This window comes from Amphibacillus cookii (genome assembly GCF_016908375.1).
In the GTDB taxonomy this organism is placed as follows: domain Bacteria; phylum Bacillota; class Bacilli; order Bacillales; family Amphibacillaceae; genus Amphibacillus_C; species Amphibacillus_C cookii.
On record NZ_JAFBDS010000001.1, the window covers coordinates 347,179 to 365,570 of the forward strand.

Annotated in this window: 18 protein-coding genes; 13 read left to right on the forward strand and 5 right to left on the reverse strand. The window is 38.1% G+C overall.

Annotated features, from left to right (window positions below; genetic code table 11):
- Positions 1 to 22: 22 nt before the first annotated feature.
- Entirely contained in the window at positions 23 to 172 is a 150-nt protein-coding gene (locus JOE23_RS01425) for a lmo0937 family membrane protein (RefSeq protein WP_204435510.1), read from the reverse strand.
- Between the two features lie 605 nt (positions 173 to 777).
- Between JOE23_RS01425 and queG the strand changes: the two genes are divergently transcribed.
- The 3 genes from queG to JOE23_RS01440 are packed head-to-tail and all read left to right on the forward strand — an operon-like array spanning position 778 to position 3,339.
- Complete coding sequence (gene queG / locus JOE23_RS01430; protein ID WP_204435511.1) at positions 778 to 1,917, forward strand: tRNA epoxyqueuosine(34) reductase QueG; 1,140 nt, start codon at positions 778 to 780, stop codon at positions 1,915 to 1,917.
- A gap of 47 nt (positions 1,918 to 1,964) precedes the next feature.
- Positions 1,965 to 2,825 carry an amidase domain-containing protein gene (locus tag JOE23_RS01435; RefSeq protein WP_204435512.1) on the forward strand — a complete coding sequence of 287 codons (861 nt, stop codon included), beginning with the start codon at positions 1,965 to 1,967 and terminating at the stop codon, positions 2,823 to 2,825.
- 34 nt (positions 2,826 to 2,859) lie between these two features.
- Positions 2,860 to 3,339: a tRNA (cytidine(34)-2'-O)-methyltransferase gene (locus JOE23_RS01440; protein ID WP_204435513.1), complete on the forward strand. Its 480-nt coding sequence runs from the start codon at positions 2,860 to 2,862 to the stop codon at positions 3,337 to 3,339.
- Positions 3,340 to 3,672: 333 nt separating this feature from the next.
- On the opposite strand, the gene JOE23_RS01445 is transcribed toward JOE23_RS01440, so the two are convergent.
- A complete protein-coding gene (locus JOE23_RS01445) occupies positions 3,673 to 4,242 on the reverse strand; it encodes a GbsR/MarR family transcriptional regulator (protein ID WP_204435514.1) in 570 nt (189 codons plus the stop codon).
- A gap of 247 nt (positions 4,243 to 4,489) precedes the next feature.
- Here JOE23_RS01445 and JOE23_RS01450 point away from each other — a divergent pair, with 247 nt between their 5' ends.
- The 7 genes from JOE23_RS01450 (at position 4,490) to JOE23_RS17795 (ending at position 11,409) form a co-directional block, all read left to right on the forward strand.
- Positions 4,490 to 5,605 (forward strand): betaine/proline/choline family ABC transporter ATP-binding protein, encoded by a 1,116-nt coding sequence (locus JOE23_RS01450; RefSeq protein ID WP_204435515.1) that lies wholly within the window; start codon positions 4,490 to 4,492, stop codon positions 5,603 to 5,605.
- A complete protein-coding gene (locus tag JOE23_RS01455; RefSeq protein ID WP_204435516.1) occupies positions 5,602 to 6,243 on the forward strand; it encodes an ABC transporter permease in 642 nt (213 codons plus the stop codon). Before JOE23_RS01450 ends, JOE23_RS01455 begins: the two co-directional genes overlap by 4 nt.
- 32 nt (positions 6,244 to 6,275) lie before the next feature.
- Complete coding sequence (locus JOE23_RS01460) at positions 6,276 to 7,181, forward strand: glycine betaine ABC transporter substrate-binding protein (protein WP_204435517.1); 906 nt, start codon at positions 6,276 to 6,278, stop codon at positions 7,179 to 7,181.
- Positions 7,182 to 7,203: 22 nt separating this feature from the next.
- Entirely contained in the window at positions 7,204 to 7,848 is a 645-nt protein-coding gene (locus tag JOE23_RS01465; RefSeq protein WP_204435518.1) for an ABC transporter permease, read from the forward strand.
- A 191-nt stretch (positions 7,849 to 8,039) separates the two neighbouring features.
- A complete protein-coding gene (locus JOE23_RS01470; protein ID WP_204435519.1) occupies positions 8,040 to 9,218 on the forward strand; it encodes a M20 metallopeptidase family protein in 1,179 nt (392 codons plus the stop codon).
- A 601-nt stretch (positions 9,219 to 9,819) separates the two neighbouring features.
- The gene (locus JOE23_RS01475) at positions 9,820 to 10,896 is read left to right on the forward strand and encodes an undecaprenyldiphospho-muramoylpentapeptide beta-N-acetylglucosaminyltransferase (protein ID WP_204435520.1); all 1,077 of its coding nucleotides are present in this window, start codon (positions 9,820 to 9,822) and stop codon (positions 10,894 to 10,896) included.
- 132 nt (positions 10,897 to 11,028) lie between these two features.
- The gene (locus JOE23_RS17795) at positions 11,029 to 11,409 is read left to right on the forward strand and encodes a transposase family protein (protein ID WP_239585236.1); all 381 of its coding nucleotides are present in this window, start codon (positions 11,029 to 11,031) and stop codon (positions 11,407 to 11,409) included.
- 350 nt (positions 11,410 to 11,759) lie between these two features.
- Here JOE23_RS17795 and JOE23_RS01485 read toward each other — a convergent pair whose 3' ends face one another.
- The gene (locus tag JOE23_RS01485) at positions 11,760 to 12,137 is read right to left on the reverse strand and encodes a Na-translocating system protein MpsC family protein (RefSeq protein WP_204435521.1); all 378 of its coding nucleotides are present in this window, start codon (positions 12,135 to 12,137) and stop codon (positions 11,760 to 11,762) included.
- A 447-nt stretch (positions 12,138 to 12,584) separates the two neighbouring features.
- The gene (locus JOE23_RS01490; RefSeq protein WP_204435522.1) at positions 12,585 to 13,802 is read right to left on the reverse strand and encodes an L-lactate MFS transporter; all 1,218 of its coding nucleotides are present in this window, start codon (positions 13,800 to 13,802) and stop codon (positions 12,585 to 12,587) included.
- A gap of 499 nt (positions 13,803 to 14,301) precedes the next feature.
- Here JOE23_RS01490 and JOE23_RS01495 point away from each other — a divergent pair, with 499 nt between their 5' ends.
- Together JOE23_RS01495 and JOE23_RS01500 are read left to right on the forward strand one after the other, a co-directional pair.
- Positions 14,302 to 15,126, forward strand: coding sequence for a S1C family serine protease (locus JOE23_RS01495; RefSeq protein WP_204435523.1), 825 nt, complete (start codon positions 14,302 to 14,304; stop codon positions 15,124 to 15,126).
- A 305-nt stretch (positions 15,127 to 15,431) separates the two neighbouring features.
- Complete coding sequence (locus tag JOE23_RS01500; RefSeq protein ID WP_204435524.1) at positions 15,432 to 17,180, forward strand: flavocytochrome c; 1,749 nt, start codon at positions 15,432 to 15,434, stop codon at positions 17,178 to 17,180.
- A gap of 71 nt (positions 17,181 to 17,251) precedes the next feature.
- Here JOE23_RS01500 and JOE23_RS01505 read toward each other — a convergent pair whose 3' ends face one another.
- A complete protein-coding gene (locus tag JOE23_RS01505; protein WP_204435525.1) occupies positions 17,252 to 17,479 on the reverse strand; it encodes a YhdB family protein in 228 nt (75 codons plus the stop codon).
- A 164-nt stretch (positions 17,480 to 17,643) separates the two neighbouring features.
- On the opposite strand from JOE23_RS01505, the gene JOE23_RS01510 reads away from it, so the two are divergent.
- Positions 17,644 to 18,297, forward strand: coding sequence for a YhcN/YlaJ family sporulation lipoprotein (locus JOE23_RS01510; protein ID WP_239585200.1), 654 nt, complete (start codon positions 17,644 to 17,646; stop codon positions 18,295 to 18,297).
- The last annotated feature ends 95 nt before the right edge of the window (positions 18,298 to 18,392 follow it).

The window sequence follows — 18,392 nt, forward strand, 5'->3', positions numbered from 1 at the left end:
AATGCCCCTCCTTAGCTCGTTGTTAAACACCTCTGTTGCGTCCTGTTATTAAATTGAAAATGAACACAATCAAGGCAATAACAAGTAAAATATGAATGAAACCACTAGCGATTTCAAAGATTAAACCTAGTAGCCAAACCAATATTAGAATACCAATAATGGTCCAAATCATTGCGAACACCCTCCTTTGCTAAATCATTCGGTTGATTTGTGATTAATAGATAAACTAAAATGATTAATGTTATTTTAGTTTTTGAAAATATTACTAATTTTCAATTAGATTTAGTAATAACATACCCGCGTCTATTAGATTTAAACAATATGACTTGAAAAATAGTTCATTTGACCGAGCTATTGCTTCTTTTTGGTGTGCTTGTTATAATACTTAATATTACATTTTGTAGGTTAACGCAGTGTTTCGTTTAAAAGACAACGAAATGTTGCGTTTTTATACGTTATGTCTCATAAAATTTCAGCTTAGAAGTATCACCGACGACGTTGAAATTTTAAAGTTCAAAGTATAAGAAAAAAGGAACATGTGCAAAACACAGCACATGTCGTTTTTCTAATACGTTATGTTTCATAAAATTTCAGCGCAGAAGTATCCTCGACGACGTTGAAATTTAAAGTTCAAAGTATAAGAAAAAAGGAACATGTGCAAAACACAGCACATGTCGTTTTTCTAATACGTTATGTTTCATAAAATTTCAGCGCAGAAGTATCCTCGACGACGTTGAAATTTTAAAGTTCAAAGTATAAGAAAAAGGGGGGAGATCAGTGGCTAATGAACAATTAAAACAGGAAATTATTGCTTATGCTAAAACCATCGGTATTGATAAAATTGGCTTTGCTGCTGCTAACCCTTTTGCTGAAATGAAGGCGCGTTTAAAAATGCAACAAGAGGCAGGATATCAATCGGGTTTTGAAAAAGGAACCATTGATGAACGAACTGAACCCCAGTTACATTTAGAAGATGCAGAATCGATTATTGCGATTGCGGTAGCTTACCCATCTCGAATGAAGTCACGGCCAAAAAATGTACGAGGTAAACGACGCGGTAACTTTTGCCGTGCATCTTGGGGCTATGATTATCATCATGTTTTAAATGAGAAGTTAGACCGATTAGCAACCTTTATTGCTTCAAAAGTGCCTGGTTTTTATTCAAGATCAATGGTCGATACAGGTGAGTTATCTGATCGAGCTGTAGCTGAACGTGCGGGTATTGGGTTTAGTGGGAAAAATTGTGCAATCATCACACCGGAATTTGGCTCATATGTTTATCTGGGTGAGATGATTACCAACCTTCCATTTCCTTCTGATACGCCTGTTGATGACGATTGTGGAGATTGTAATCTGTGTCTTGAAGCCTGTCCCACTGGTGCCCTTGTTGCGCCAGGGCGACTAAATGCTCAAAACTGTATTGCTTTTGTGACGCAAACCAAAGGTTTTATGCCTGATCAATACCGTGACAAGATCGGTAACCAACTTTATGGTTTTGACACATGCCAATTGGTATGTCCACGAAATAAAGGAGTTGATACGCATTTACACCCAGAACTCGAACCTGATCCCGATTTGGTTAAGCCAGAATTATTGCCACTACTTTCTCTTTCAAATCGTGATTTCAAAGAGAAATTTGGTAAGATGGCAGGATCATGGCGGGGTAAAAAACCGATTCAACGAAATGCGATTATTGCTCTCGCTCATTATAAAGAAGTTACAGCTGTTGATGAATTAATTCGACTCATGAGAGAGGATCCTCGACCTGTTATTAGAGGTACAGCAGCTTGGGCAATTGGGAAAATTGGTCGTGAAGATGGCTATCAAGCTATTCGCCAAGCTCAAGCAAATGAACGTGATCCAGAGGTATTAACAGAAATGGAAAAAGGACTCGCTTTTGAAAGCATCAACGCATAATCGTACCCCTTCCCTTCATAAAGTATCATGGGAAGGGGAGATGCGAAGTGGTTCTAAATAAATATTGGCACAAGCAATTGATAAACCGTGAAGATAATTGGGTGAATCGTGTCCGTGAATGTCATGAGAGACGGGGAAATGTTGTGGTGCGGATAACTGGTGATGGACAAATTTATAGTAGACAAACCACGTCTAATCAAGACTATCAATACCACTATGTTTTGAAGGTTATTTTTTTGGTTAGACAAGATGAAGTATTTTATCAAGAGGAGCAGTCTCGACTACACCGGGCCTGTTTTTTAAAGAATAAACGTTTAATCGATCATGAAGAAATTTATTCTGAATCAACATTATCTTCTAAGAAAAGAAGCAATCCAATCATTGAGTTAACGCCTATTCAAGAAACGATGCGTTTTGCTTATGATCGCAGAGCGGCAGTGAAATACGCAGAACGGTGGTGGAATGATGCCAATCCGGCTTACCGTTTTTTTGAGGAGAATGATTGTACCAATTATATCTCACAATGTTTACATGCGGGAGGTGCACCGATGCGAGGCGTGCCGAATCGGTCTACAGGTTGGTGGTATCAAAACAATGATTGGAGCTTTAGCTGGTCAGTTGCTCATGCTTTTAGGTGGTATCTAAGTGGCTCAACTAAGGGTTTGCGTGGCTTTGAAGTGGATACGCCAGAAAAATTAAAGCCTGGTGATGTGATTTGTTATGATTTTGAAGGTGATGGACGTTTTAATCATACGACCATCGTCGTAGCAAAGGATGCACATCAGCAACCACTTGTAAATGCCCATACAAATAATAGTCGTCAGCGCTATTGGGACTACCAAGATTCAGCAGCATGGACACCAAGTTGCCAATATAAATTCTTTCGGATTGGTAGTGATATGCTATAATAATGGTGGAATTAATAGATAGAGGTGAAAGATTTTGGGCATACATGTAGTTTTATATCAACCAGAAATTCCAGCAAACACAGGAAATATTGCACGGACATGTTTAGCGACTAATGCGACACTGCATTTAGTTCGTCCACTTGGCTTTTCAACGGAGGATAAAATGTTAAGACGCTCAGGGCTTGATTATTGGCATGATGTGAAGATTCAATATCATGATTCGATTGAGGCTCTATATGAAAAATATCAACAAGGTGAATATTATTATATTGAGAACTTTGGTACGAAATACTATACAGATTACGACTTTAGTGATCGTACCCAAGATTTGTTTTTCGTTTTCGGTCGAGAAACGAATGGAATTCCAAAGTCATTACTGATTGGAAAAGAAGATCGCTGTTTACGCATCCATATGGCTGATAATGATAAAGTCAGATCGTTAAACTTGTCCAATACTGCTGCTATTCTGGTTTACGATGTATTGAGACAACAAGGTTTTCCTAATATGCATTAATAAGACAATCAAGTATGTTTTTGTTTTGAAAACCTTGGAAATCTTAGTATATAAAACGAACCTTCAATCCGTGGGTGTTTTCGTTTTCCTCAACTGATGGAACACAAGCTAACGTCTTCGCGTCGTGCGAAAACGCTTGTGTGACCAACATCCTGTTGGCCCGAGTGAATCTAAACATTAGCGTTCGTTACCACCCACCTCAATCGATTTGCTCTATTCTTTCTCTATTTTGAGGGGGTTTTACGGACGGTTATCTGTGATAAATAAAGCGGTTTTAAACATAAAAAGAATAGATGTAGCTAAATGGCTACAAATAAAAATGAAGTCCTTCACTTATTTAAAGCGAGGGCCTTCATTTTTTATTTGGTCTGGATTAGGTTTAGGAACGATATCAAAAATTTGCTGTGATTCAAAGAGTTCAACAAGCTTTTCAATCCAATTATAATAAGCCATCGATGCTTTAGAATCAGCAATATAGAGTTGAGCTTTTTCTTTGATCTCTTCTGTGGCTGTTGGATCGTTAATGATCTCCTTTAACTCATGCATAATTCGGCTTTCAATTTTTCGATTCCGTGTAATGACATCACGCCAGTTTGAGGTGAATAATGAGATGAAGGTTTGATAATAGTCTTCTTCAACTGTGTAATGGTCTTTTCTTGATCCGCGAACAAATGCTTTCTCGGCAATATTATAATGGACCATTTCACGCAAAACTTGACTCATTCTTGTTTTACTCATGCTCGTTCGCTCAGCAAGTTCGTCAAGATCAAGCGCTCTACCTTCATAATAGATAGCAGCGATGACACGACCAATCGTACCTGGGAAACCATAAGATTTCATATTTTCAGCAATTTGCTCACTCACACGATGTTTAATCTGTTCAAGTTGTTCCTCATGATTCATAGATTATCAGCTCTTTTTCCATTTTTGTTATAGTGTAACACACAAAGGAAATAGATAGAAATTAACGATTTAGTAGGATTTCGAAGTAATTTGCCGTATTTTTAAGTATTAAAAGTTTATGCAATTCATACACTTTATTTTGTATAAAGTTTGTACAATAAAAAGTTTATATCGGATTTTGTTTCTTGACTAAAGTCAGCTACAATAAGTTTAGAACAAAATGACCGAATGAAGGAAGGGACTCCGTTTGATTCAATTAAAGAAGATCAACAAAATTTATGAGGATGGCTTTCACGCCTTAAAAGATATTGACCTTACCTTTGAAGAAGGTAAAATTAATGTCCTGATTGGGCCAAGTGGTTGTGGCAAAACCACAACGATGAAATTATTAAATCGTTTAATAGATTACACGAATGGTGAGTTAACCATTGATGGTAAACGCATTTCAGATATTAATCCGATTGATTTACGTCGTCAGATGGGGTATGTGATCCAAAGTATTGGTTTATTTCCACACATGACGATATATGATAATGTTGCAGCTGTACCAAAGCTTTTAAAATGGGACAAGCAAAAGATTAATAAAAAGGTTGATGAATTGTTGAAGATGGTTGACCTTGACCCTGAAGTTTATAAGAAGCGTTATCCTAATGAATTAAGTGGCGGGCAGCAACAACGGATCGGTGTGATTCGTGCACTTGCAGCAGAGCCTAAAATTATATTAATGGACGAGCCATTTAGCGCACTTGATCCGATTAGCCGTGAACAATTACAAGATGAATTGGTTAAACTTCAAGAGGAAATTAATAAAACCATTGTATTTGTGACACATGATATGGATGAGGCAATCAAAATTGCTGATCAAATTATTTTAATGCGTGACGGACAAGTTGTTCAAAAAGGAACACCGCATCAATTACTAACAAGTCCAGCTAATGCATTTGTTGAAGAATTTATTGGTTCTGATCGCTTAGAGCAAGCACGTGGTTTACCACCAATGACTGCTTTTGTAGATGAAGATTTTCCTTATGCAAAAATTGATCAATCTGTAGAAGATGTTATTACGTTAATGGTTGATCATAAAAAAGATCAATTACCAGTAGTTGATGTAGCAGATAAATATTTGGGGATTATATCTTTATATCGTGCCGTTAGAGCAACAGATAAAACCGTACAAGATTTACTAAATGAAGATATTATCGCTTATCGTCGTTCTGCAGAGGTTGAAAAGTTTGTTGCAAGTAAAGATACGATAGCACCGATCGTCGAAGCTGATGATACATTTATCGGTGTGCTTGATCAGGATTTGTTGCTGGAAAACCTGCATGATAAGTTCGACGCTAAAAGTGGTGTGAAGTCATGAATTTAATAACAGAATATATTGAATTTTGGCAAATACGCTATGAAAATATTTTAACCTATCTATGGGAGCATATAACGATTGCTTTTGTTTCAATCTTTTTTGCGATTATTCTGACCTTGCCATTAGCGATTTGGATGACAAAGATGAAAAACGAAAAGGTCAAGAACGGTATATTTAATCTTGCTAATTTTTTTCAGACGATTCCGACAATTGCGTTATTCGCCATTCTTATTCCGTTCTTTGGTATTGGCTTTAGACCCGCTGTAATCGCACTATTCCTTTATGCACTGTTACCATTATTGCGCAACACCTATGCAGGTATTGAATCGATTGATCAAGGGATTGTCGAAGCGGCAAAGGGTATGGGATATAATAAATTTCAACGCTTAGTTAAAGTTGAACTACCGATTGCTGTACCCTATATCATGTCAGGGATTCGAATTACAACCGTTTATATTATTAGCTGGACCACTTTAGCAACCGTTATTGGTGCGGGTGGCCTTGGCGATTTAGTGATGGCTGGTATTGGCTCTAATAATACGTTTATGATATTTACAGGTACATTTCTAGCGATTGTATTAGCATTAATAATTGATTTGTTATTTGGTCTCATTGAGAAGAAACTCTCAAGAGCTTAATATAAAAATTAAAATAAAGGGGATTAACTATAATGAAGAAAATGATAACAGCAAGTTTATTAACATTTACACTTATTTTTGTTGCAGCATGCGGTGGAGGCGGCTCTGCTGACGGTGGAGAAACTTTTGAATATGGTGCTCAATCATACACCGATCCAAAAATTGCTGGTCAAATCGTTAAAATTTTAGTTGAAGAAAAGACAGATCATGAAGTAAATATTACAGAAGATATTCAAGCGAGTCCACAGATTTTAGCTTCAATTGATCGTGAAGAGTTTGATTTTGCTATGCTTTATTCAGGCGAAGTCTACAATAATCATTTTGATGAAGTTGAATATTCAACTGATCCGCAAGAAACGATTGAGAATGCTCAAGAATTATTCGGACCAGAATATGATATGACTTGGTTTGATACCATTGGTTTTACCAATGAATATGCGGTAGCAATTCAAGGTGGATTTGCTGATGAGAATAATATTACAAACATTTCGGATTTAGAACCGTTTGCTGATGATTTACGTTTAGGAACAGATACGACATGGGTTGAACGAGATAATGATGGTTATCGAGGCTTCCAAGAGGCTTATGGTTTTGGTTTTGGTGATGTGCGTGGGATGGAAGTATCGTTAATGTATGAAGGTATTGCTGGAGATGAATTAGATGTCGTTACAGCTTATACTGTAGATCCACAAATTATCGAATATGACTTACGTTTGTTAGAAGATGATATGCAATTTTTCCCTCCATATGATGCATCACTTGTTGCACGTAATGAGGTACTTGATGACTATCCTGAAGTAAATGAAATTTTTGAAGACTTAGTAGGTGCCGTTTCTACTGAACAAATGTCAGAGTTGATTCGTCAAGTTGATATGATGGGACGTTCTACAGAAGAAGTTGCCCGTGAATTTTTAGAAGAAGAAGGATTTTTAGACTAATAAATAAAGTGGGGATCCAATGATGGAGTTTATAATCGAACTTGGTCGCTATATGGCTGATCATTCATCTGAACTTGTATCACTAACAATCGAACATATTTTCATGGTGCTCTATGCGATAGGATTGGCATTGATTGTCGGAGTTCCACTTGGTATTCTAGCTGCAAAAGTAGAAAAATTAGCGCCATTAATTTTATCGTTAGTTAACATTTTGCAATTGATCCCTAGTATTGCGATGCTTGCAATCTTGCTACTTTACTTTGGACTAGGTACGCAAACCGTCGTGATTGGATTATTCTTTTATTCCTTATTGCCAATTGTCAGAAATACCTATGTTGGGGTGAAAGAAGTAGACGCTAGTGTCACAGAGGCCGGTAAAGGAATTGGTATGACACCACTACAATTATTAGTGAAAATACAATTTCCGTTATCGATTCCTTTTCTAATGGCTGGGTTAAGAGTAGCAGCAGTTATCGCAGTTGCTGTTGCCACCATTGCACCATATATTGGTGGGGGTGGACTTGGGCGTCAAATCATTAGTGGTATCAACTTGCAAAATGATATTTACCTGTATGCTGGTGCCATACCAGCTGCAGCATTAGCCATTATAGCTGACTTAATCCTTGGTTTGGTTGAAAAGAAAACCAAAAAAAGATTTGCTAATTAAAAAGAAGATGGATACCAAGTAAAAGAAGTAAAATGAAAGAGGCTGGACAAAAACAAAAGAAATAAGACAAAAAAACGAATGATCCGTTTATCCAATGAATGGATCATTCGTTTTTAGTGTACTAAAGATTAATCCTGCAAACGGGGTAGATTTACAAGCTGTAATCATAGATTTTTTAAAGGAGTGATGAAATGAAGCAACGTGTTTTTGCAATAATTGAAAAATTATACAAGGAAATGGTTGATATTCGACGTGATTTTCACATGTATCCAGAGCTTTCTTTTCAAGAAGAACGAACAGCGAAAGTAATAGCAAATTATCAACGTCAACTCGGGTTGGAAGTGCGTGAAAAGGTAGGTGGCCAAGGTGTTGTCGCCACACTAAAAGGAGGTAAGCCAGGCAGAACGGTTGCCATTCGTGCAGACTTTGATGCTTTACCTATTTTGGAAGAGAATGATGTGCCATATAAGTCAAAAAACCCGGGTGTTATGCATGCATGTGGGCATGATGCGCATACAGCAATTGCTTTAGGTATAGCAAAAGCATTGGTAGCTGTCCAAGAAGAGCTGGAAGGTACTATTGTCTTTATCCATCAGCATGCAGAGGAGCAGGATCCTGGGGGAGCAAAGGCGATGATTGAAGATGGTGCTTTAGCAGGGGTGGATGCTATTTTTGCCACACATATGGAGAATTACTTACCTGTTGATTATATTTGGCACAGTGACCACTATATATTAGGTGCTAGTGATGACTTTGAAATTACGATAATGGGTGTTGGTGGACATGGTGCCTTTCCGCAAGATACCACGGATGTCGTGCAAATCGGTGCACAGTTAATTAATAGCTTACATCAGATTATTAGTCGCAAGGTTGATCCACTTAAACCTGCAGTCCTAACTATAGGTTCCTTCCAAGCAGGTGATAAAGCCAATATTATCCCTGGTACGGCAAAATTAGAAGGTACTGTTCGTACGTTTGATGAGGAGGTACGCTATAAAATAGCTGACTGGGTCAAGCAGGTGACTGAACATACAACAAAAGCCTTTGGAGCTGATTTTACCATTGATTATCAATTTGGCTATCCTGCCACTAAAAATGATAAAACGATTAATCAGTTAATGGTACGTGCCGCCGCCGATGTGCTTCCAAAAGATAATATTCAATCAATGGAACCAAATATGGGAGCAGAAGACTTTTCTTATTTTTCTCAACAAGTTCCTGCGACCTACTTTTTTACAGGATCAGCCAACGAAGAAAAAGGCTTTATTTATCCATATCATCATCCCAAATTTGATATTGATGAAAAAGCATTGCTAAACGGAGCAAAAGTACTCGCCTCAGCAGCATTAGACTTTCTAAATGAAAAATAATTTTTTGATATTTTGCGTTTGCTCGTATTTTCGAGCGAACGCATGTATTTTTAATCTTCTTGCATGAATTAATGCTAGACACCATCGAGATAATCGTATCAAAAAACTGACCACCTTTTATTAATTACTTAACTTTCACACACTGAAAATAGTCGTTCAACCTTGATCGTGTTCAATAGACACGGTATTCAATAGGCTTGTTGACATTACTTCTGCATAGATGTGCTGTATACGTTTAGAAGTTATTTCGTTCCGAAAAGCAATGGATTCGCTTTTCGCGGGGATGGCTTCAGCTAACTTTAGAAGCTAAGAGCGCTTCTAAAGTGGATCTTCAGCTCATCCTATTCCCGCAGAAGTCTCCCCCCTTGCTTATCTCCACTTAGACTAAAACCGCCATGTCCTGTGGCAACATCTACATGACCTACGTCCTGTAGTCCTCCGCCTACGGATTGAAGGTTCGTTTTATTGGTATTTTTGCATCAAAAGATCAATTAATAGAAGTTGATCAATCTTTCTAATCATAGCTACTATCTGTTTGATTGAGAAGTATGCTAAAATCATATTTATAGAAAAGATAGGAAATGAAAGAGGTCTGAATAAAATGAAGAATAAACAAATTGTGTTAACCGGTGGAGGTACAGCAGGTCATGTGATGGTTAACCTTGCCATTATACCAATACTAAAGGAACAAGGGTGGAAAATTGACTATATTGGTTCGAAAAACGGAATTGAACGAGAGCTAATAGAACCGATTAATGCCGTTACCTATCACCCCATCTCTACAGGGAAATTGCGAAGATATATGTCATTGGAGAATCTGAAGGATCCGTTTAAAGTCATGAAAGGGATAGGCCAGTCATTCTCTATTTTAGGCAAAACAAAGCCGAATGTGATATTTTCAAAAGGCGGATTCGTATCTGTGCCTGTCTTGATTGCTTCACGATTAAGAGGCATACCTGCTATTATTCATGAATCCGATATTACGCCTGGTCTAGCTAATAAACTGGCCATGCCTTTTGCGAAGAAAATTTTATCTACATTTCCAGAGACCATCGAGCATCTACCCGAAAAGAAATCAACTTGGATCGGAGCGGTTGTACGTCCCGAACTCTTTGAAGGTGATAAGAAAAAAGGCGTTTTGTTTGCTGATTTAGTGACAAGTAAGCCAGTTCTACTTATTATGGGGGGAAGTGCCGGTGCTAAACGGATAAATGAGGCGGTTCGTGCAAAAGTAAAGCAATTAACTAAGACCTATCAAATTATACATATTTGTGGGAAAAATAATGTAGATCCGGCATTAAACATTCCGAGTTATAAACAGTTTGAATATATTAACGAACAGCTCCCAGATGTACTTGCTGCAACGGATTTAGTTATCTCCCGAGCCGGAGCTAATTCAATTTTTGAATTTTTAGCATTAAAGAAACCGATGCTACTCATTCCATTGTCTCGACAAGCTAGTCGTGGGGATCAAATCTTAAATGCAGAGGCGTTTGCTACGCAAGGTTATGCTCACGTATTGGAAGAAGAACAACTACATCCAGATGCATTAATTCAATCGTTAGATAAGTTAAAGCAAGCTGCACCAAAGCTGAAAGAGAACATGGAACAATATCAACGACAAGATGCAACAGACCAAGTGATTTCAACGATTTACTCTATTGCCAAGCAACGTTAAACCACTCCATCTGTTAAATGAACCGCAATATGCCCTCATCGTTCTCTAAAATCATTGCTAACATGTTACCAATGGTTGAGGGCCATTAAGTTTCGAAGAATTAAGTATAGAAAAGTAACGCCTTCGCTCGTTATGAGCGAAGGCGTTACTTTTCTAATAGACTTATCAGAGGTAGTCGTCCATAAATCAGGCTCTATACTGTGTTCTTTCTGTAAGGAGAAAACAAACCGAGTGCATAGTTATAGAAGACAGGAGATTCAAGGTCCAGTACTTTCTAATAAAGATGTGAAGATATCATTAAAAAAGCGAAGATATTTGTGTCCTAATTGTAGTCGTCCTTTTTATGAACGATTACAAATGGCGGATTATTATCAACGTTGTACAAATGCTTTGAAAACAACAGCATTAACATACATGGCCTTCCATTCTTTTCGTACTGCAGCTCGCTTGGTAGGGATGCCAACGAACCGTCTCCTTCGATTATTTGCTTATCAGAGGTTAAAAAGGCTCTAGTTTGAAATAGCACATAGCAGAGGAAATATGCGAGACTCCTGCGGAAAAACGGGCGACCGAGACCCCACAGCGGTCTTTGCGAGGAGGCTTGGGCGTTCGTCCGCGGAAAGCGAGTATATTTCCCTCTGCGGCTTAGCAATAGCACTACTTTATGGAAAAAGAGCTTTTAACAAAGATGAATGGTGGAATGAACATTACACCACCACATTTGACAGAGAATGATAAATCACCACCACAACATTGATAGTAAAGTTGATTTGTGTAAGGGGAGTTAACGGGCGATGGGCTAGTTCACTCCACGACCAATCAGCGGGAAAAGAATAAAAACGTCGACTGATTGCAGATTCGTTTTATTTTTGCTTACTAACTAAGGTTTCTTCGTAATTTAATGGAAGTTTAAAAACGATAATACGCTCTCCTGTGCGCGTACTTATATCGGTATGAAAACTAATCACTGTTTCTCCTGTGATTTCCAGTATTAGCTTCTTAAGCAAATCATAACCAGATTCCACTAAGTCAGAGCGTAATTTTTTAATTGAATATCTTCCTTCTTTTGTTTGACAAACGGCGTATTCAGCAGGTGTTAAAACGCCTTGTAATGTGACAATAATCATATCATTTAAAATATTTGTCTTTACAGAAACGGAACCTCGACCTAGATATTCTTTTTCCCAACTTGTCAGTGCTTTACTAATTTCTGCTTCGATAAAACCTTTGGATTTGCTCATCATCATACTCCTAACATTTACAGCAGTGAGCTTAGGTTCATACGCTTATCGTATCACAATAAAAAAGAACCTAAACAGATATGTTAAGAATTTTAGCGATAATATCAAAGCCTGTCAACTTTGGGGTTCATTGCACACCTTTTAAGAAGCCCCGTAAGAAACGGTTAATTTATCACAAATTAACCGTCCGCAAAACGTCTGTCACAACATAGAGGATAGAGCTGATGATCTATTTAGCTGGGCATTAACGGTGGCTAATACCCTGATTCACTGAACTAACAATCAGCGGGCGGATAAGGTGGTAGACTAAAACCGCCACATCCTTTAGAAGGATTACAGACTAAGACTACCACGTCCTGTGGCAACGTCTGCATGACCTACATCCTGTAGGCCCACGGCAACATGCCCTACATCATGTAGCACGCCACCTACTGAGTGAAGGTGCGTTTATACTTCGTCAACTTGTTTGACGGAAAAATTCACGCGTCTATGTTTCTCTGGTGTCACAATGAACGTTGACATCACAAGGGCGACTATACATAAAACCCCAGCCACAATAAATGCTTGCGAAAAAGGAAAGAAACTAAGAATAAAGGTTCCTGCAAATGAGGATATACCATAAGCTTGATACATAAAGCCATAATTAATCCCCATATTTTTCGTTCCATAATAATCTGCTGTGACTGAAGGGTAGACAGCCAAGTATCCACCAAAACAAAAACCCATTAATGAGGTTGTAATGAGAAACATCGGATAATTTAATATGCCAACACTCATGTAAATTAACGTTGCAGCAGTAAGGATATAAATAAGTCTAAGCGTATTAATTCGTCCAATGTGATCTGAAAGGTTACCAAGGACAATTCGCCCGCTTGCATTAAAAAGTGCGATCACCATTACGGCATTGGCTGCTTTAGCCACATCGAGTTGAAAAACGTCTACACCAATATCAACGGCAAAGCTAATCACCATTAACCCTGCCATACTACCAAATAAAAACATAAACCAAAATAAATAAAACGGGTAAGTGCGTAACATCTCTTTGGTTGAAAATTGTTTTGCTTCATTACGCTTGACTTGGTTATTAGACGCCAGTGCATCATTTGCCTTTTCACTCGGTGGATTACGTAGTAATTGTGCGCCAATGATAACCAATATGAAATAAATGATAGCCAAGTATAAGAATGTATCTGAGACCCCATAATTGGTAATGAAGAACCGAATAACAGGTTGGAAAATTAAACCGCCTAAACCAAATCCACCAACAGCAATCCCACTAATCAGACCTCGTTTATCTGGGAACCACTTAACACATGCAGATAGTGGACAAACATAAACCATACCAATTCCAGCACCTGCAAGCACACCATAGGATAAATATATTTCAATTAACGTCGTCGCTTGACTGGTTAACAGTAACCCTGCTGCTAATAAAAACCCCCCTGCTGTTGCTACCCAGCGAGGTCCAATCTTATCTTGAAGTTTGCCAGCGAAAATAGTGGTAAATGCTGAGACAGCAATCGTTATTGAAAACGTAATAACGACATCTTCACGCGCCCAACCAAATGTTTCGGCCAGGGGTTGATTAAACAAACTCCATGCATAGACTGCACCTATATTTACTTGTACGATAATTGCTCCTAAAACGACTAACCAACGATTCATTAGAACCTCTCCCCCAATTTAAGTACAAGAAGAACTCACATTCATTTGTGTTTTAGCGAATGTCCAGTTTTGCTTATACTTAGTACTTAAAAATTTTAACTTCCTCGCTTTCACTGCTTTGCAACTTTTCTTATACTTAGCTTGCCCTATATTCACCAAAACGATAGCGTTTACTAACGATAAAAAAAGAGACCAACGAAGATGAAAACATCAACGTTGGTCTCTTTGGTACGCACTATAAAAAAGTGATTACAAAAGCAACCTTGTTTTTTATTATGGTTGGATTTCCGTCACCCTTATTCTACGAATAGTGGTTAAGGCTACCCATCTTCTTTATATTATATTTAGCGACAAATTTATTGTCAACCTAATTGACTTAATTGTTTTTGAAACACTGAATTACAGGTAACAAACATATTTCTTAGGCAACAACACTGTAAGGTCATACCTTGCTTTGTTAGAATGAAAGAAGGATATGCAATCGATTGAGGTGAAAGGTATGGATCAAAAAAAGAATAATCATGATTCAGAATTAATTGATCAAGATTTATATGAAGATTTGGATCCTGACACAATGTTGGAATTGCTTGAAGAAGAACAGAGAAGTAAACAAAAGGAAGAAGAGAAACCAGCTCAGTCTTCTTTTCCACGCTGGCTCATTTGGCTAGTTGCCTTTACATTAATATTAAATGTGATTGCATTAATACCTAGAACATTTTCAATCCCAGCTTTAGAGTTTTTATCGACATCGGCTGAGTTATCTGTGAATGAAGACATACAATTGTATAAAGAATCAATTGTGGTCATTGAAACATCTAATAGCAAGGGGACAGGATTTTCAATTACGAACGATGGGTATATTTTGACCAACGAACACGTTGTTGCTCAAGAAAGTTATGTCACCGTGTCTTTTCCAGAGCAAGGGCTATATCAAGCAGAAGTGGTTCAGGTAGATGAAGCGCTTGATTTAGCTTTGTTAAAGGTTGCAGAAGATGATCTGCCTTTTTTAGACTTAGCAGAAAATACTGAGGGAATAGAGCAAACAGAAGTCTATTTTATTGGTAACCCGTTACGATTTAACGGTATTGCTAATCAAGGTATGATTACAGGATTTATTGAACAAATGAGCTTAGCAACTGAGGTGATGATGATTGATGCACCTGTTTATCGTGGTAATAGTGGAAGCCCGGTCATTAATCAAGATGGGGAAGTGATTGGAATGATTTATGCGACACTAAATGATGAACAGTACGGTCGTGTGGGTTTAGCGATACCGGTTGATGCTTTTCACCATATCATTTCATCCAGCTTAGTTGAAGATTAAGAAATATACAGATAACCGTCCGTAAAGCATCGCCTCAATATTGAAAACATTGAGAGCAGAAGTTATATCTATTTAGGAGGCTGACGGACGCTAATGTTTTGATTCACTTAACGTTAAATTAGCAGGAGAAGAACGCCCCTCCTATTTTGACGTTCATTATATAAAATAGTGAAAAAATTCACAAAAAGTCCATTGCTTTTTGGTCCCTACCAATTATAATTATAAGAGTTGGAGTATTGCTCATTAAATCACATATATACGAGCAAGGTTAACTTTAGCAAAAAGTTATATTGGGGGAGTTTTTTATGAAGAAGTATGTTTTATTATTAGTGATGGCAGCTGTTATGTTGCTAGCGGCGTGTAGTGAAGAGGCCCAATCAGATGCAAATCGTTTTACACCTGGTACATATGAAGGTGTGTCAACTGGACATGGTGGAGAGGTTGTTGCGGTTGTCACATTAACTGAAGATAAGATTGAGTCTATCGACATATCTGCTGATGGTGAAACAGGTAGCATTGGAGATGGTGCGATCAATCAATTGGTTAATGACATGTTAAACTCACAAAGTTTGGCAGTGGATGTCGTGTCTGGTGCTAGTGAATCTAGTGAAGCTATTATTGAAGCGGTCACGAATGCGATGAAGGAAGCCGATGCTGATATTGATGCATTACTTGACCCAGATAATAAATTAACTGTAGACGCAGTACAAGTTGATGATTTTTCGGTTGATGTTGTTGTTGTTGGTTCTGGTGGTGCTGGTATGGCAGCGGCAGTTGAAGCTAGTGAAGCAGGGAAATCAGTGGTTATTTTAGAGAAAATGCCGATCATAGGTGGGAATACAAATCGTGCCACGGGTGGTATGAATGCTGCTGAAACAAGCGTTCAAGAGCAATTAGGAATTGAAGATTCTACCGACTCATTTTATGAAGATACAATAACTGGTGGTGGAGAGATTAACGACCCAGAATTGGTGCAAACATTGGTTGATCATGCTGCCGAGTCAATCGATTGGTTAAATGATATGGGAGCAGGATTGACAGATGTTGTTATTTTTGGCGGTCAATCTATTGCGCGTACACACCGTCCCGCTGATGGATCACCAGTAGGACCTGTTGTTGTTGACGTATTATCAGAGCGATTAGCTGAGTTGGATGTTGATATTATGTTAAATACAACGGTAGAAACGTTAATTGAAGAAGATGGAGCGGTTGTTGGAGTAACAGCAGTCGATAACACTGGTCATCAATTTACTGTTGAAGCTGAATCTGTCGTTTTGGCAACAGGTGGCTTTAGTTCAAATAGTGATTTAGTGACAGAATATCGCGATGATATGGAAGGCTATTCGACAACAAACCATTCAGGTGCAACGGGCGATGGTCTTTTGATGGCTGAAGCTGTAGGTGCAGCTTATACTGACATCGTCGAAATCCAGGCACACCCGACAACAGATCCAGAAACGGGATATATGTTTACCGAAGCGGTTCGTGGTGATGGCGGTATTTTAATTAACTTAGATGGTGAAAGATTTGTTAATGAATTGACGACAAGAGATGTTGTATCACAAGCGATTATTGAACAAGAAGATAGCATCGCATTTTTAGTGGGTAATGAAGTAATGAAAGACAAAAATGCTTCATTTAGCAATTACATTGAAGATGGTTATGCAGTCAGTGGTGAAACAATAGCTGAATTAGCTCAAGCGATGGAAGTAGATGAAGAAGTGTTACAAGCAACGTTTACGCAATATGCTGATGCTGTTGATGCTGGTGAAGATCAGCAATTTGAGAGAGAAAACTTAGAAGAGCCATTAACAGAAGGACCTTGGTATGCTCTACCAGTTGTTCCGTCTGTCCATCATACAATGGGAGGATTAACAGTTAATAATGAAGGGCAAGTACTAAATGAATCAGATCAACCAATTACCGGATTATATGCAGCCGGTGAAGTAACAGGAGGACTCCATGGTGCCAATCGACTAGGTGGTAATGCTGTTGCTGACATTATTACGTTTGGACGTATTGCTGGGCAATCCGCGGCATCATTACAAGAATAAAAAAGATAATAATAAAAACTAAGGCTTTCTCCATAACATATGGGTGAAAAGCCTTAGTTTTTTTAAAAAAGTTAATTGGCAAAAGCTTGATTTTCCATGGCATGATCTAAATAGTGAAGCAAGTTTTCATGCAACTGAATGATCGTTTTCGTATTTTTTTCAAATCGGAAAGCATGAAGAAAGGCTTCGATTTTTTTCGATAATAGATCATCTTTTGTTCGCACCATAATCACTAAAAGATCATCCCATTGTTGCCACATGGTGTAGTAAAGTGCTTTGTCGTAGTCTAGTGTGCCCATTGGTTTCGCTCCTTTTACAGAACAAGTTGGGACACCTCTTATTGTATCCGAATTTGATGATTCGACGCATGGTGAAGTTTAACAATATTACCTAGCATTTCTTTGCATTACACAGGGTTGATTGCACATATTAATAACGACTTTTAAAAAAAGGAGGCGTTAAAATGCGCATCAAACATATGATCATTACAGGGGTTGCATTATCGACGTTAATCGGTTGCGGTACGAATAATACCCAACAAGCGAATGATAGAGGCTGGGATAATATTGAACCTGTCCGAAATCAACCCAATCAAATGCAACGTCAAAATACAACTTACGATGGCACTTATCAACACCCTGGGACAACAGGGCGAGGAGGACTTGATCAAAATCAACAAGCTCCACTAGATGGTCGAACACCTACAGATCAAGTTCCAAGAGAAGGCTTATATGATCAGCAAGGAAATCAAGGACAATATCAAGTTGCAGAAGATATCGCTGAACAAGTGACATCAGAAGTTAATGAAATTGACCGTGCTAATGTTCTAACAATGGGGAACACCGCTTATGTTGCATGCCAATTAGATAATAATCAAGGTAATGGAGATAATGATGATTTATCAGATCGAATTGAGCGCAAAGTAACTGAAGCTGTAAAAGATGCAGACAATCAAATCGATCAAGTATTTGTTTCCTCAAATCCTGATTTTGTTGATTTAACTTCAAATTATATGAATGACGTTGATCGTGGCGAACCGATAGAAGGGTTTTTCGATCAATTTGGTGAGATGATTGAACGTATCTTCCCTACAAGAGATCGTTCACGAAATCGCTAGTCCTAAAGCAGTGAGCAATTAATGTTCGCTGCTTTTTTTTGATCAAATATATCCAAGGCCTAGTGGGACTCTTTTAAATTGGATTGATTAACGGT

Bases quoted from the DNA above. Each gene is read 5' to 3' on its own strand.
- JOE23_RS01425 (WP_204435510.1), bottom strand. From the start codon at position 172: ATGATTTGGACCATTATTGGTATTCTAATATTGGTTTGGCTACTAGGT.
- JOE23_RS01445 (WP_204435514.1), bottom strand. From the start codon at position 4,242: ATGAATCATGAGGAACAACTTGAACAGATTAAACATCGTGTGAGTGAG.
- JOE23_RS01455 (WP_204435516.1), top strand. From the start codon at position 5,602: ATGAATTTAATAACAGAATATATTGAATTTTGGCAAATACGCTATGAA.
- JOE23_RS01460 (WP_204435517.1), top strand. From the start codon at position 6,276: ATGAAGAAAATGATAACAGCAAGTTTATTAACATTTACACTTATTTTT.
- JOE23_RS01465 (WP_204435518.1), top strand. From the start codon at position 7,204: ATGGAGTTTATAATCGAACTTGGTCGCTATATGGCTGATCATTCATCT.
- JOE23_RS01470 (WP_204435519.1), top strand. From the start codon at position 8,040: ATGAAGCAACGTGTTTTTGCAATAATTGAAAAATTATACAAGGAAATG.
- JOE23_RS01475 (WP_204435520.1), top strand. From the start codon at position 9,820: ATGAAGAATAAACAAATTGTGTTAACCGGTGGAGGTACAGCAGGTCAT.
- JOE23_RS17795 (WP_239585236.1), top strand. From the start codon at position 11,029: ATGAGCGAAGGCGTTACTTTTCTAATAGACTTATCAGAGGTAGTCGTC.
- JOE23_RS01485 (WP_204435521.1), bottom strand. From the start codon at position 12,137: ATGAGCAAATCCAAAGGTTTTATCGAAGCAGAAATTAGTAAAGCACTG.
- JOE23_RS01490 (WP_204435522.1), bottom strand. From the start codon at position 13,802: ATGAATCGTTGGTTAGTCGTTTTAGGAGCAATTATCGTACAAGTAAAT.
- JOE23_RS01495 (WP_204435523.1), top strand. From the start codon at position 14,302: ATGGATCAAAAAAAGAATAATCATGATTCAGAATTAATTGATCAAGAT.
- JOE23_RS01500 (WP_204435524.1), top strand. From the start codon at position 15,432: ATGAAGAAGTATGTTTTATTATTAGTGATGGCAGCTGTTATGTTGCTA.
- JOE23_RS01505 (WP_204435525.1), bottom strand. From the start codon at position 17,479: ATGGGCACACTAGACTACGACAAAGCACTTTACTACACCATGTGGCAA.
- JOE23_RS01510 (WP_239585200.1), top strand. From the start codon at position 17,644: ATGCGCATCAAACATATGATCATTACAGGGGTTGCATTATCGACGTTA.